Source organism: Fodinicola feengrottensis (genome assembly GCF_039530045.1).
Taxonomy (GTDB): domain Bacteria; phylum Actinomycetota; class Actinomycetes; order Mycobacteriales; family HKI-0501; genus Fodinicola; species Fodinicola feengrottensis.
In genome coordinates this window covers 39058-52776 of sequence record NZ_BAAANY010000023.1, presented here as the reverse complement: position 1 = coordinate 52776, position 13719 = coordinate 39058, and the positions used below count along the sequence as shown (strand labels likewise).

Annotated in this window: 10 protein-coding genes and 1 pseudogene; 8 read left to right on the top strand and 3 right to left on the bottom strand. The window is 66.5% G+C overall.

Going from position 1 to position 13719, the window contains the following annotated elements; genetic code table 11:
* Positions 1 to 61 precede the first annotated feature (61 nt).
* The 8 genes from tig to ABD301_RS28325 all read left to right on the top strand — a co-directional run bounded on the left by tig (position 62) and on the right by ABD301_RS28325 (position 11269).
* Positions 62 to 1507: a trigger factor gene (gene tig, locus ABD301_RS28360; RefSeq protein WP_163571635.1), complete on the top strand. Its 1446-nt coding sequence runs from the start codon at positions 62 to 64 to the stop codon at positions 1505 to 1507.
* Between the two features lie 214 nt (positions 1508 to 1721).
* On the top strand, positions 1722 to 2294 hold the full coding sequence (locus ABD301_RS28355) for an ATP-dependent Clp protease proteolytic subunit (protein WP_163571669.1): 573 nt from the start codon (positions 1722 to 1724) through the stop codon (positions 2292 to 2294).
* Positions 2291 to 2962, top strand: coding sequence for an ATP-dependent Clp protease proteolytic subunit (locus ABD301_RS28350; RefSeq protein ID WP_163571636.1), 672 nt, complete (start codon positions 2291 to 2293; stop codon positions 2960 to 2962). The genes ABD301_RS28355 and ABD301_RS28350 overlap by 4 nt, the downstream gene beginning before the upstream one ends.
* Before the next feature lie 196 nt (positions 2963 to 3158).
* Positions 3159 to 4436: an ATP-dependent Clp protease ATP-binding subunit ClpX gene (clpX, locus tag ABD301_RS28345; protein WP_344313424.1), complete on the top strand. Its 1278-nt coding sequence runs from the start codon at positions 3159 to 3161 to the stop codon at positions 4434 to 4436.
* Between the two features lie 59 nt (positions 4437 to 4495).
* Positions 4496 to 5695, top strand: coding sequence for an MFS transporter (locus ABD301_RS28340; RefSeq protein WP_344313423.1), 1200 nt, complete (start codon positions 4496 to 4498; stop codon positions 5693 to 5695).
* A gap of 142 nt (positions 5696 to 5837) precedes the next feature.
* Positions 5838 to 6017, top strand: coding sequence for a mersacidin/lichenicidin family type 2 lantibiotic (locus tag ABD301_RS28335; RefSeq protein WP_163571639.1), 180 nt, complete (start codon positions 5838 to 5840; stop codon positions 6015 to 6017).
* 162 nt (positions 6018 to 6179) lie between these two features.
* On the top strand, positions 6180 to 9185 hold the full coding sequence (locus ABD301_RS28330; RefSeq protein ID WP_344313422.1) for a type 2 lanthipeptide synthetase LanM family protein: 3006 nt from the start codon (positions 6180 to 6182) through the stop codon (positions 9183 to 9185).
* 110 nt (positions 9186 to 9295) lie between these two features.
* Positions 9296 to 11269, top strand: a complete 1974-nt coding sequence (locus tag ABD301_RS28325; protein WP_344313421.1) for an AAA family ATPase — start codon at positions 9296 to 9298, stop codon at positions 11267 to 11269.
* Positions 11270 to 11287: 18 nt separating this feature from the next.
* On the opposite strand, the gene ABD301_RS28320 is transcribed toward ABD301_RS28325, so the two are convergent.
* The 3 genes and pseudogenes from ABD301_RS28320 to ABD301_RS28310 form a co-directional block, all read right to left on the bottom strand.
* Positions 11288 to 12199, bottom strand: a complete 912-nt coding sequence (locus ABD301_RS28320; RefSeq protein WP_344313420.1) for an alpha/beta fold hydrolase — start codon at positions 12197 to 12199, stop codon at positions 11288 to 11290.
* Positions 12196 to 12840, bottom strand: coding sequence for a TetR/AcrR family transcriptional regulator (locus ABD301_RS28315; protein ID WP_163571611.1), 645 nt, complete (start codon positions 12838 to 12840; stop codon positions 12196 to 12198). The genes ABD301_RS28320 and ABD301_RS28315 overlap by 4 nt, the downstream gene beginning before the upstream one ends.
* A 45-nt stretch (positions 12841 to 12885) precedes the next feature.
* Positions 12886 to 13538, bottom strand: a pseudogene (locus ABD301_RS28310) (IS630 family transposase); the annotation flags it as partial.
* Positions 13539 to 13719 lie beyond the last annotated feature (181 nt).

The window sequence follows — 13719 nt, the reverse complement described above, 5'->3', positions numbered from 1 at the left end:
GGGTCGGTAGACTCCCGGAGGTTAGACATCCCCCGCTTCCATAAGTCCGGAGTGTACGTACGTGAAGAGCACCGTGGAGACCTTGAGCCCGACCCGTGTGAAGCTGTCGGTGGAGGTCCCGTTCGAGGAGCTGCAGCCGAGCCTGGACAAGGCGTACAAGCAGATCGCGCAGCAGGTGGCGATCCCGGGCTTTCGGCGAGGCAAGGTGCCGGCCCGGCTGATCGACCAGCGGGTCGGCCGCGCGTCGGTGCTCTCCGAGGCGATCAATGACGCCATCCCAGTGCAGTACAGCGCGGCGATCCAGGAGCACGACGTCAAGGTGCTCGGCCAGCCCGACATCGACGTCACCAAGCTCGAGGACGGGGACGAGCTGAGCTTCACCGCCGAGGTGGATGTCCGCCCGGAGATCACGCTGCCGGTGTTTGACGAGCTCAAGGTCACCGTCGACACGCTGGATGTGACCGACGCGGACGTGGACGAGCACATCGACCTGCTTCGTGACCGGTTCGCGGTGCTCAAGAACGTCGAGCGGGCCGCGGCCGAGAAGGACTACGTGTCCATCGACCTGGTCGCCAAGATCGGCGGCGAGGAGGTCGAGGGCGGCAGCACTTCGGGTCTGTCGTACGAGGTCGGTACGAACCAGATGCTGGACGGGCTGGACGAGGCCATCATCGGGCTGACCGTCGACCAGGACAAGACCTTCAGCACCAAGCTGGTCGGCGGTGACCACGCCGGCGAGGAGGCCGAGGTCACGGTCACTGTCAAGGGCGTCAAGGAGAAGGACCTGCCGGCGCTGGACGACGACTTCGCGCAGACCGCCAGCGAGTTCGACACCATCGACGAGCTGCGCACGGACGCTCGTACGCGGGTCGAGCGGAACAAGCGGCTGGAGCAGATCGTGGCCGCCCGCGACGGCGTGTTGAAGGCGCTGATCGAGGCTGTTGAGGTGCCGCTGCCGGAGAGCGTGGTGCTCTCCGAGCTGGATTACCGCAAGCAGGCCATTTCCCGGCAGCTGGAGCAGGCCGGCGCCACCATCGCGCAGTATCTGGCCGCTGAGAGCAAGACCGAGGAAGACCTCGACGCCGAGCTCAAGGAGGCGTCGCAGGACGCCGTACGCAACCAGTTGGTGCTGGACGCGGTGGCCGACAGCGAGGAGTTGGGCGTCACCAACGAGGAGCTGACCACCGAGGTCGTGCAGCGGTCCGCGCAGATCGGCCGGGAGCCGCAGCAGTACGCCGACGAGCTGGTCAATTCCGGGCAGCTGCCCTTCATGATCGCCGACATCCGCCGCGGCAAGGCCCTCGCGCTGGTGCTGGACAAGGCCACCATCGAGGACTCCGCCGGCACCAAGATCGACCTCGGTGCGGCCATGCGGGAAGCGGACGCGGATGCGCATGCCGGCCACGACCATGCCGACCACGATCATGGCGATCACGACCACGCTGACCACGACCATGCTGACCACGACCATGGCGATCACGAAGACGACGACACCGACGAGGCGTAGTCGGGCGCGATGAGCTGGGCGAATGCCCGGCTCCTGCGCTCACAGCGAAACCGCCGGTAGAGCCCGCGTCAGGCGGCGGTAGCCGAGCTAACCTCGCGGGAGTAACAGCAAGCACCACTCCCTGTAGGCACCGCAAGTATCGAAGGCAGGAATACCGGTGACTGACTTGTACACCCCGGGGGATCCGGCGGCACGATCCGCTGGCGCGTCCGGCATGGGTTTCGACGACTCCGTCTTCAACCGGCTGCTGCGAGAGCGCATCATCTTCCTCGGCTCCGAGGTCAAGGACGAGAACTCGAACCTGATCGTGGCGCAACTGTTGGTGCTGTCGGCGGAAAGCCCGGAGGAGGACATCCACCTCTACATCAACTCGCCCGGCGGGTCGGTGACCGCGGGCATGGCGATCTATGACGCGATGCAGTTCGTTCAGTGCGACGTCGCGACGTACGCGATGGGCATGGCCGCCTCGATGGGACAGCTGCTGCTGTGCGCCGGCACCACCGGCAAGCGGCACGCGCTGCCGCACGCGCGGGTCATGATGCACCAACCGTCCGGCGGCATGGGCGGTACGGCCAGCGACATCGCCATCCAGGCCGAGCAGCTGATCTACACCAAGCGGATGTTCCAGGAGCGCACCGCGTTCCACACCGGCCAGACGTTCGAGCAGATCGAGGCCGACGCGGACCGGGACCGCTGGTTCACCGCGCAGGAGGCCAAGGACTACGGCTTCGTCGACCACGTGATCTCGGTCGCCGAGCAGGTCGCCTCGGGCGGTCGAACCCGATGAATCTTCAGAACATTGAGCAGGGAGTTTCAGCCGTGAACGGTTTCGCCCCGGTCACCAACCGGTACATCCTGCCGAGCTTCGTCGAACGGACCTCGTACGGGATCAAGGAGACCAACCCGTACAACCAGCTGTTCGAGGACCGGATCATCTTCCTCGGCATGCCGATCGACGACAGTGCGGCGAACGACATCATGGCGCAGCTGCTGAGCCTGGAGTCGCGCGAGCCGGACCGGGACATCTCGATCTACATCAACTCCCCGGGTGGCTCCTTCACCGCCATGACGGCGATTTACGACACCATCCAGTACGTGCGCCCGGACGTGTCGACGGTCTGCCTCGGGCAGGCCGCGTCCGCCGCCGCCGTGCTGCTGGCCGCTGGCACGCCGGGCAAGCGGATGGCGCTGGACAACGCCCGGATGCTGATCCACCAGCCGGCCACCGAGGGCGGTTACGGGCAGGGCTCGGACATCGAGATCCAGGCCAAGGAGATCCTCCGGATGCGTACGCAGATGGAGGCCATCATCGCCAAGCACACCAGCCGTACGCCCGAGCAGGTCCGTAAGGACATCGAGCGGGACCGCTTCCTGACTGCCCAGGAGGCCGTCGAGTACGGCTTGATCGACCAGATCCTGGAATCCCGCAAGGCAAGCCTCACCAACGCGGGCTGATTAAGTAAGAAGTGCGACGCGCGAGACAAAGAGGGCTCGGCCTAGAGCGTCGGACGAGGTACGGTCTGTTAGTGGCTCCGGACGCCACGCTGGCGATGCATACTTGGTGACTACCAGATGCACCGCCGGCGTGCAGCCGGGACCGGCATGACACCCGGCCTTGCCTGGCCGGCCACGACAAGGATGGGGTTCGTCAGTGGCACGCATCGGCGATGGCGGCGATCTGCTCAAGTGCTCGTTCTGCGGGAAGTCGCAGAAACAGGTGAAGAAGCTGATCGCTGGTCCCGGTGTCTACATCTGCGACGAGTGCATCGACCTGTGCAACGAGATCATCGAGGAAGAGCTTTCCGAGAGCAGTGATCTCAAGTGGGACGAGCTGCCCAAGCCGATCGAGATCTGTGAGTTCCTGGACTCGTACGTGGTCGGCCAGGATCACGCGAAGCGCTCGCTCGCGGTGGCGGTCTACAACCATTACAAGCGGGTGCAGGCGGAGAACGCGGCACACCGGTCCAACGCCGAGCAGGTCGAGTTGGCCAAGTCCAACATCCTGCTGATCGGCCCTACCGGCTGCGGCAAGACGCATCTGGCCCAGACGCTGGCCAAGATGCTGAATGTGCCGTTCGCGATCGCCGACGCCACCGCGCTGACCGAGGCCGGCTATGTCGGCGAGGATGTCGAGAACATCCTGCTCAAGCTGATCCAGGCCGCTGACTACGACGTGAAGCGCGCCGAGACCGGCATCATCTACATCGACGAGGTCGACAAGATCGCCCGCAAGTCGGAGAACCCGTCGATCACCCGCGACGTGTCCGGCGAGGGCGTCCAGCAGGCGCTGCTGAAGATCCTGGAAGGCACCACCGCGTCGGTGCCGCCGCAGGGCGGCCGCAAGCATCCGCACCAGGAGTTCATCCAGATCGACACGACGAACGTGCTGTTCATCGTGGGCGGTGCGTTCGCCGGGCTGGAGAAGATCATCGAGCAGCGGGTGGGTCGCAAGGGCATCGGCTTCGGCGCCGAGATTCGGTCGCGGACCGAGCTAGACGACGTGTATGCCGAGGTCATGCCGGAGGATCTGCTGAAGTTCGGGATGATCCCGGAGTTCATCGGCCGGCTGCCGGTCATCACCAGTGTCCGCAACCTGGACCGCGACGCGCTCGTACAGATCCTCACCGAGCCGCGGAACGCGCTCATCAAGCAGTATGCGCGGCTCTTCGAGCTGGACGGCGTGGAGCTGGAGTTCACCGAGGACGCGCTGGAGGCGGTGGCGGACCAGGCGGTCCTGCGCGGCACCGGCGCCCGCGGCCTGCGAGCCATCCTCGAAGAGGTCCTGCAGTCGGTGATGTACGAGATCCCGTCACGTTCGGACGTGGCCCGCGTGGTCATCACCAACGATGTGGTGTTGTCACACGTCAACCCGACGATCGTGCCGCGCGACACGCTCAGCAAGCGCGAGCGCCGGGACAAGTCGGCCTGATCCTGGTCGCCCTGATTCTGTTCGCGCTGCTTTCTGGAAGGTAGGCAGTGGCGTCTGAGATGACGGCTGTCCGCAAAATGCCGTTGGCGCCATTGGTCGGATGTTTCGGCGTCTTCGTGACTATGGGCCTGCTGGTTTCCACGCTGGGCCCGCTGTTGCCGGGGATCCGCGCCGAATTCGGGGTCGGACCGCAAGACGCCGGGCTGTTGGTGTCCGCGGTCCCGCTCGGGTGCATCGCGGGCACGCTGATCGTGCTTTTCCTCAACCGGCGCTTTCACGCCCGGGTGTTGCTCGCCGCGACCGGCGTGACGATGGCGGTCGGTCTGGTCGGCGCGGCCACCACCCCCAGCTGGTGGCTGGTGTGCGGGTCGCTGGTGATCGTCGGGATGGGCTACGGCGCGGCGACCGCGCTGGTCAACGGCGTGATCGCGGTCGCGTACGGGAGCAGGTCGGCCGGCTTGCTGAACCTGCTGAACGGCGTCTTCGGAGTAGCCGCGGTGGTCGGCCCGTTCGTGGTGTCCGGGCTCGCCGGCGGCCTGCCGGGCCTGCCGCCGCGCTTTGCCTACCTGCCGTACGTGCTGGTCGCGATCTTCTCGGCGGTGTTGGTCAGCCGGCTGCCGACCGGGTTTTCCACCATCCCGGAGGGCGCCGCTGCCCCCGAGGTGCTGGCCGACTCTCCTTCGCGGGGGCCCGTTAGGAACACGCAGTTGCAGTCGTACGGGCGGCTGGCGCTGGTGGCCGCGATGCTGGGCTCTTACGTGGCCACCGAGGTGGCCGCGAGCAGCTTCGCCACCACGCACCTGCTGGCCGCCGGAGCGGACGCGGGCACGGCCGTACGCGCCACGTCCCTGTTCTATGTGGGGCTGGCCGGTGGCCGGCTGCTGGTCGTACCGGTGGCGGCCCGGATCGGCGCCGGCCGGCTGATGCTCGGCTGCGCCGGCCTCGCGGCGGGTCTGCTGGTGGTGACGTGGGCGCTGCCGCTGGGCGGCTTCACGTACCTTCTCGTCGGTGCCGCGATGGGGCCGATCTTTCCGACCGCGCTCGCGTGGGTGAGCGGGCAGGGCCTGGGCCGGGACGCGCTGCCGATCGCCCTGACCGCCGCCAACATCGGCGGTCTGATCCTGCCGCCTATCATCGGCGCGGTGATCGGTGCGGTCGGCGCGACCGCGGCCCCGCTGCCGATGGCCGCGTCGGTCGCCATTAGCGCTTTGCTGATCAGCTATCTCCTCTTCAGTGCGCGTCGGAGTTCTGTCAAGTAGATCTCCCGGCCGGCCCCGATGAGTTCCGCTGACATTTGTCAGGGTGAGGCCGGATCTGGTCAGTGGTCTGATTTTTTCCGGGAGATTCGGATTTTCCGCGTACGTTTTCCGGTGTCCACAATTTTTCTCACCGGAGGTGCGAATGTCCACCATTGAACTCGTGCGGGCCTGGAAGGACGAGGACTACCGACTCAGCCTGTCGCCCGACGCCGTGCCAACCCACCCGGCCGGTGTCCCGCAGTCCGAGCTTTATGCAAGTCAGGCGCTTTCGTTGAATACCTGCGAGTTCGCGACCAGCTGTTTTCGGATTTGCAGCAACTGAGCAGGCCGCGGAAAACGTCGCATTCCTCGCCGGTCCGGCGAGGAATGCGACATTTATCAACTGTCAAGGAAAACCTGGAGTGCGCCCATGAAGCTCGACGGTTTACGGTCGGCGGCCGGCCGAGCTGTGCCATTGGTATTCCGCGGCCCGGACAATGGGCGGGTGAGTGACGATCCGGACCAGCTGGCTCGCGCGGACCGCAGGCTCACCCGCTGGCGGCAACAGGAACCGTTCGACAGCACCGAAAAAGACTGGTACGGGAGGCGCCTGGCGGCCGTCGGCCGCGACGTTGCGAGCGTACGCGCGCAGCTCGCCGGTGCTGTCCCGGCGTCCACCGAAACCTGGATCGACTGGCTGGTCGAATGTTTCGAGAATCCCGCGCCGCCGGTCGACATTCCGAAAGAGCACGTTTTCGCCACACTGGTGGGTCCGTTGGTCGCGTCGGCCCGGGACCAGCTCCGAGCCGCTGTGAGCCCGCTCTTGTCGCACTCCGTCGCGGAGCTTTTCCTGCCGGCATTGACGGCCGAGCTGCATGCGATGGCGGCTCGTACGATGGTGCTGGAGCTGAACGTCGCCCGCGTCACCGGGCAGCTGACCGCGGACACTCCGGGTGGGCGCTTCGAGGAATTCGTCGTACGGCTTCGCGATCGCGAGTTCGCGGTGGCACTGTTGACCGAATATGTCGTGCTGGCTCGCCAATTGACGCTTGCCACGCAGGCCTGGCTCGACAACCAGACCCGATTGCTCGCCCGATTCGTCGCCGACCTGCCGGCGCTGACCACGACTTTCGGCGCTGACGTTGGCCAGCTGTCCACTGTGGAGGTGGGGCTCGGGGACCGGCATCGGGGTGGTGCCACGGTGGCTCGGCTGGGTTTCGAAAGCGGCTTGCGGCTGCTGTACAAGCCGCGCCCGGTCGGTGTCGACGTACATTTCCAGCAGGTGGTGGATGGGCTCAACCAGCACCTGGAACATCCGTTGCGGCGGCTGGAAGTGCTGGCTGGGGACGGCTATGGGTGGATCGAACACGTGGAAGCCGCGCCCTGTGCGGATGAAGCGGAGCTGAGCCGGTTCTACTGGCGCTGTGGGTGCCTGGTGGCGCTGACGTACCTGCTCGAGGCCACTGACTGCCATGCGCAGAACCTGATCGCGGCCGGCGAGCACCCGGTGCTGGTCGATCTGGAAACGCTGCTGCAGCCAGAATTCCCTGATCCGCCAAAGAAGCTGTCCGACGGCGAGCGACTCGCCTACGCCGGGATCGCGCATTCGGTCGTACGGTCCGGCATGCTGCCCTATCGCTCGTGGGCCGAATCGGATCACGGCGGGGTGGACCTGTCAGCGCTGGGCTGGCGGCCGGGCGAGCGGATCCCACGGCCCAGCCCGGAACTAACGGGCGAGTGGACCGACGAAATGCATGTCGACTACGTACGGAATGCTCTCCAGCCGACCGGCGCTCAGCCATCGGATCGGCCAGTGGATCTGTTGGACCAACTGGACGCGCTGGATGCGGGGTTCACCGCCGCGTACGAGATTTTCTCTACACACCGCGAAGAGCTCCGGCCCTTGCTGATCGCCTTCGGCGCCGACGAGGTCCGTTTGTTGCGCCGGGACACACTGGAATACGGCTCGTTGCTGGGCGCCAGCTTCCATCCGGATCTGTTGCGGGACGCGCTGGATCGGGACCGGCATTTCGACCGGTTGTGGGCGCTGGCCGCGCGGGACCAGACCGCGTTGCCTTTTGTCGCCGACGAACAGCATGACCTGTGGAACAACGACATTCCGGTGTTCGCGGTGCGGACCGATGGTGTCGACGCGGTCGGAGGCACCGGCGTACCCATTCCGATGGCGGTCACCGCCGCGCCGCTTTCCACTGTGCTCGCCAAGCTGGACGCGCTCGGCCCCGCCGACCTCGACCGGCAGCGCTGGCTGCTCCGGTCCGCGGTGTCGGCGGGCTCGCCCGGAGCGGCCAGTGAGGCGAACACGGCACGCTACCCGTACGCGCGTGGTACCTCGGACAAGGTGAAGACGCGGGCGATCGACCAGGCCGCCGCGATCGCCGACGAGTTGATCCGCCGTGCGTACGCGGGGCGGTCGGACCTCGCCTGGAGCGGTCCGACGCTGACCCCGCACGGTGGTTGGGTGGTCGTGCCGCTCGGGCCGGACTTTTACAGCGGCACGGCCGGGATCGCGCTTTTTCTCGACACCGTGGCCGGAGTTACCGGCGAGCGGCGGCACCGAGCGGCCGCGTACGGTGCCCGCGCCACGCTGGAGCTGCAGATCCCGCGCCGAGCCAATCGGCTGACCGGCGGCCTGGACTCGGCCGGCGGGCTGCTCTACGCCCTCGCCCGGCTGGCCGGTGACTGGCCGGCCGCCACCGACCTGGCGGGTCCGGTGGTCGAGCGGATCGCCGCGCTCACGGCCACCGATGAGACGTACGACGTGGTGGGCGGCTCTGCCGGAAACATTGGCGGTCTCGCTGCTTGGTACGCCGTCGCGCCAAGCGCGCGCGTACGCGAGGTCGTACGCGCCTGCGCCGACCACCTCGTCGCCACCGCCGCCGCGCAACCCGTGGGCGTCGGCTGGGTGCCGGAGCCGCTGCGCTCGCAGGTCAGTCGACCCCTCGCCGGCTTCGGACATGGCGCCGCAGGCATCGCGTGGGCCCTGTGCAAGGCCGCCGATCTGCTCGGATCGCCGTTGTACGCGCGAACCGCGGTGGCGGCGCTGGCGTACGAGCGGACGCTTTTCGTTCCGTCGCTGGGAAACTGGCTGGACGTACGCGCCGAGGACGAGCCCCCCGCGGTCGCCTGGTGCCACGGCGCCACCGGGATCGGACTGTCCAGAATGGACATTCGCGGCACCCTGGACGACCCGGTCTTGGACACTGAGGTGCAGGCCGCGGTGACCGCTGTGGAGGCTGGCTTCGGACGTAACTTCTCGCTCTGCCACGGCGATCTGGGCAACCTCGACCTGCTGTTGTCACTTCCGTCGTACGACTGTGCTCCGGCGGCGGCAGGCATCCTCGATGGCCTCGACGCGTACGGCTGGCTGTGCGGCCTCCCGCGCGGGGTGCGGCTGCCGTCCCTGATGACCGGTCTCGCCGGCATCGGCTACGGCCTGCTCCGCCTCGCCGCCCCCACCACCGTGCCCTCCGTCCTCACCATGCGCCTGTAACAGCGGCCGAAATGGCTGGTCGCTGAAATGGTCTGAAGATAGGGGCGCACGAGTTTTGCGAGTGCGCTACGGTCGGTGCCGACGCGGTCGCCAGTGGTACGGGAGCGGGGATGGCAGCAGGTTCCACGACAGCTCTGCACGGAATGCCACAGCCGGACGACACCTTCGTCAATCGTGGGGGCCCGCTGGCTGCGATACGCCGGGTGCTGGAGGACGCGAAAGCTGCCGGCCAATGTGCGTACGTCCATGTGTATGGGCCGAGCGGGGTCGGCAAGTCGCAGCTGATCTACCAGTTGGCTCGGCAGTTGGACACCGAATTTCCGGACGGCGCCTGGTGTGTCGAGCTGGGCAGTGTCGAGGGCGCGGTGCTCGCCCGGCCAGCCGCCTACCTGCGCCAGTTGTTGACGTATATGGGCGTGGACGCAGCAACGCTGACCGATGACGTGGGGCTGCTTTCCACCCGGTTGAGGGAAAAGGTCGCCACCAGGCGAGTGTTGATCGTGCTGGACGGCGTGGTGGGGCCGGCGATCGCCGAGGTGTTCCGCTTCCACGCGCCGGGAAGTCTGGTGGTGCTGATCAGCCGGGACCGCTGGGATCGGCTGCCCGGCTCGTACGTGCCTTTTGAGATCCAGCCGCTGAAAGACCAGGATGCGGCGGAGCTCGCCGAACTCCGGTTCCGCCGAAGGGGGATCGCCTGTACGCCGCGGGTCGCTGACGCGATCGTCCGCGGCACCGGTGGAATGCCGCAGCTGATCGCGGTGGGCGCCGAGACGCTGGCCGGGCTGCCGGCCGGCTCGGAGGAACTCGTTCTGCGGTTCGTGGACGCGAAACTGGTGAAAGACTGGGGCCGGGTGTTCCGGCAAATGTACGACTCCGCCTACGATCAGTTGTCCACAGCCGGAAAACGCGCGTACCGGCTGCTCAGCCTGCATCCATTGCCGGAGTTGGAGTTTTCGGTGGACGCCGCGATGGCGTTGCTGGGCACCGACTTCGTGACCACTGTCAACGCGTTGACCGAACTGCGAAACAAGAATTTGCTGACGACCGCCTCCGAAGGCTACCGGTTCCACAGCAGCGTCTGGCGCGACGCGGCCACTCGTCGCGACGAGGTCGATTCGCCGGACGTGCAGCAGGAAGCGGTCGGCAGGATGCTCCTGTGGTATCTGGAAAAGGCTGTCTCGTACGAGCTGGTGCTGTCCGATCGCTGGCGGGTGCTGGAGATTTTCCAGCGGGTGGCGGCGGCGTGCGATCTCGCCGATCGGGTCGCCCGGGAGCGGACCCGCGAGGTCGCGCTGGCGTGGCTGGAGCGGAACCTGGAAATCCTGGTGCAGCTGGTGTTGCTGGCCCACGACCGTGGGTTTGACCGGGAAGCAGTGGCATTCGGCGAGGCCCTGTGGTCGGTCCTGCATCTGCACAACCATTTCGACAACTGGCGGACAGTCCATGAAGTGGCGCTGAAATCCGCCGAGCGAGCGAACCTCCCGTTGCCGCTCATGCATCTGTCGCTGCAGCTCGCGACTCTGGAGCTTCGGGAAGGAAAACTCGACCGCGCCGAGACGCTTGTCGATACGGCGTATCGGATCGCTGTCGACCAGGACCACGTTTTCGGGCAGCAGAGCGCCCTGGAGTGGAAGGCGCGAGTGCTGCTTGAGCGGCAGGCGTACGAAAGAGCGGTAGGTTTCTATAGCCAGTCGATCGACCTGGCTCAGGCCCGGCTGACCGATGCTGAAGGGCGTGGGCGCGCTGTCGCGCTGGGGCACTTCCACCGCGGCCGGGCGTATCACCGCTGGCGTGATCACCTGCCCGAGTCGTTCGCCGATCTGTCGATCGCGGCGACCTTCTTCCAGGACAGCGCGGATCGCGACAACTACGCCAAAATCCTGCACGAGTACGGCGACGCCTTGCGGCACGGCCAGCGAGCCCGCGAAGCGATCGCGCCGCTGGAAATGGCGCTTTCGTTGTTCCTGGCGGAAAAGTCGCTGGTGAGCGCGCGTCGGGTGCTGCAATCCCTCGCTCGTACGGCGCAAGCTCTGGGCGATCACCCGGCCGCCCAGGAATATCTCCGCCGAATGCACACCATTTAGCAGCTCGCGCCGACCGAATCAGGCGATAGTCGTACCAGCCCGGGGTGTGTCGCCGGCCGTCGACCGCATGATCGCGACGATTTCGTCGATGGCCACGGACCACAGCGCCGGTGGGACATTGCTGGCCATACCGGGATAGGTGACCAACCGCGCGCCCGGGATGGCGTCCGCGGTGGCGCGGCCACCTATCGGCCGGAAGGCGCGGTCGGCGGTGCCATGGATGACCAGCGCCGGCAGCCGCAGGGTAGCCAGTTCACCGCGCCGGTCGCCGGATGCCTGAAACGCCGCCGAAAGTCGCTCGACGCCGGCCTGGTCGTGACCGCGTTCAAAGCTGCGCCGGCCGAACTCGCGGATCATCGCCTCGTCCTGCGGATAGGCCTTGGATCCGAGGACCGCGTCGAGATCCCTTACATGTTGGGCATAATCCTCAGCGCTGTCGATGGACCGGCCCGTTCGCAGGATCCGTACGAGGGTGGCGAGGCTGGGTCGGCCGATGCGCGAGGACGGTGTCGACGCGATCGAGGTCAGGCTGCGTACCCGATCCTGAGAGCGGAATGCCATCGACTGGGCGATCATGCCGCCGAAAGTCTCGCCGACAACGTGCGCGCTGGACCAACCGATGGCGTCCAGCACGGCGACCGCGTCGTCCGCGAGGTCCGTCAGCTGATAGGCGGCCGCGCAGGCGGGCCGCAGCAACAGGTCCAGCTTGTTCGGACGCCCGGCATCGTGCAGATGCGTGGAGAGGCCGGTATCCCGGTTGTCGAAGCGGGCGACCAAAAATCCACGGGCCGCCAATGCGGCGCAAAAGTCGTCGGGCCAGGTCAGCATTTGTGAGATCCCGGCGATCAGCAGGAGCGGCTCGCCGCCGGCCGGCCCGATCGTCTCGTACGCGAGGTCGATGCCGTCATGATGAGCCATCCGGATGGTCATTGCTGCCTCCTGGTCGCCAGGTCGAAAGTTGTGACGAGTTCCTCGCAATAGCCGCGTACGTCGAAATCAGGGTTCCGGGACAGGTGGAGCACGGCGCCGTCGACGGCTTGGCGCACGGCGATCGCCATAGCTGGCACGCTGAACGCGCGGAACTCGTGGTTTCGTTGCCCGAGTTCGAGAATTGGCGCTGGATCCAAGGCCGCGAGGTCACCGACCGGTGGCCGGTCGGCGACGGAGGCAGCCATGACTTCGTCCAGCCGCTGCCCGGCCGGCGACCGGTAGCTCGTCCAGATCTCCAGCATCGCCAGAGCATGGTTTCGATGCGTGGCGATGAACTCACCGTTGGACCGGACGTACGCGCCCAGCTTCCCGACTGCGGTTGACTCTGCCTCGACGGCCGGCACCATCACCGGCACGGCCGTCAGGAAAATCTCCGTGATCAGCGCGTGGAGCAGTTCTTCTTTACCGTCGAAGTAGTAGAGAACAGCGCTCTTTGCCACGCCCGCGCGTTCGGCGATCTTGCTGACCGATGCCTGCGCGTACCCGCTCTGGGCCACCAGGTCGATCGCGCAGGCCACCAACTGGGCCCGCCGAGCCTGCTCGGTGAACGTACGACCATCCCGCTCGCCTCTTGTCCGCACGGTCTTATTATAGACCGACCGGTTCAGGATGAGAACGCCCGACCTAAGTGACGTTGTCCCGGCGCGCACGTAGTCATGGGTCTGGCGTTCGGGGACACCGGGCAATGACCGGCAGCACCGGCGCGGTGCGGTCCAGCGCCTGGATCTGGGACTTCTCATCCACACACAACACCAGCGCGTTCTCCGGCGGGTTCAGGTAGAGACCGACCACATCACGGACCTTGTCCACGAAGAACGGGTCGGTGGACAGCTTCCAGAACTCCACCACGTGCGGTTTGAGACCGAACACGCGCCGACCCGCGACACCGCGGTCTGGCTCATCCCGACCTGCTTCGCCATCAACCGCGTTGACCAGTGCGTTCCCTCGTCCGGCGGCTGGTGTTCCAAGGTTTGGATGATCACGTTCTCCACCTGCGCATCAGTCACCGCCCGCGGCCGACCCGGACGCGCCTCGTCACTGAGCCCACCTAACCCAGCCTCGACAAACCGGTTCCGCCACTTGGCGACCGTCTGCGGTCGGGTCCCCAACTCCCGGGCCACCACCTGGTTCTGCGCCCCATCCGCACACACGCCAGCACAATCCGCGCCCGAAACGCCAACGCCTGAGCCGTTTTCCGACGCCGCGCCCACGACATCAACACCTCCCGATCAGCCGCAGAAACAACCAACTCCCGACGAGGACGCCCACGACCAGCCATAAACCCAGACTGACCGATTAACGGCGCGAATTAACGACTCGACAGGCTAGGTGCGGAGGTTCACGACCGTGCAAGCGGGGACACCGGATGGTGGCGCTGAGTTGATGCGATTGTTGTCCGTTGATTCAACCAACGTCCGGGCGTGTGCATCAACACGCCGCCGGCGCCCCTAAACCAGACA

Bases quoted from the DNA above. Each gene is read 5' to 3' on its own strand.
- ABD301_RS28340 (WP_344313423.1), top strand. From the start codon at position 4,496: ATGACGGCTGTCCGCAAAATGCCGTTGGCGCCATTGGTCGGATGTTTC.
- ABD301_RS28325 (WP_344313421.1), top strand. From the start codon at position 9,296: ATGGCAGCAGGTTCCACGACAGCTCTGCACGGAATGCCACAGCCGGAC.
- ABD301_RS28350 (WP_163571636.1), top strand. From the start codon at position 2,291: ATGAATCTTCAGAACATTGAGCAGGGAGTTTCAGCCGTGAACGGTTTC.
- ABD301_RS28335 (WP_163571639.1), top strand. From the start codon at position 5,838: ATGTCCACCATTGAACTCGTGCGGGCCTGGAAGGACGAGGACTACCGA.
- ABD301_RS28355 (WP_163571669.1), top strand. From the start codon at position 1,722: ATGGGTTTCGACGACTCCGTCTTCAACCGGCTGCTGCGAGAGCGCATC.
- ABD301_RS28320 (WP_344313420.1), bottom strand. From the start codon at position 12,199: ATGACCATCCGGATGGCTCATCATGACGGCATCGACCTCGCGTACGAG.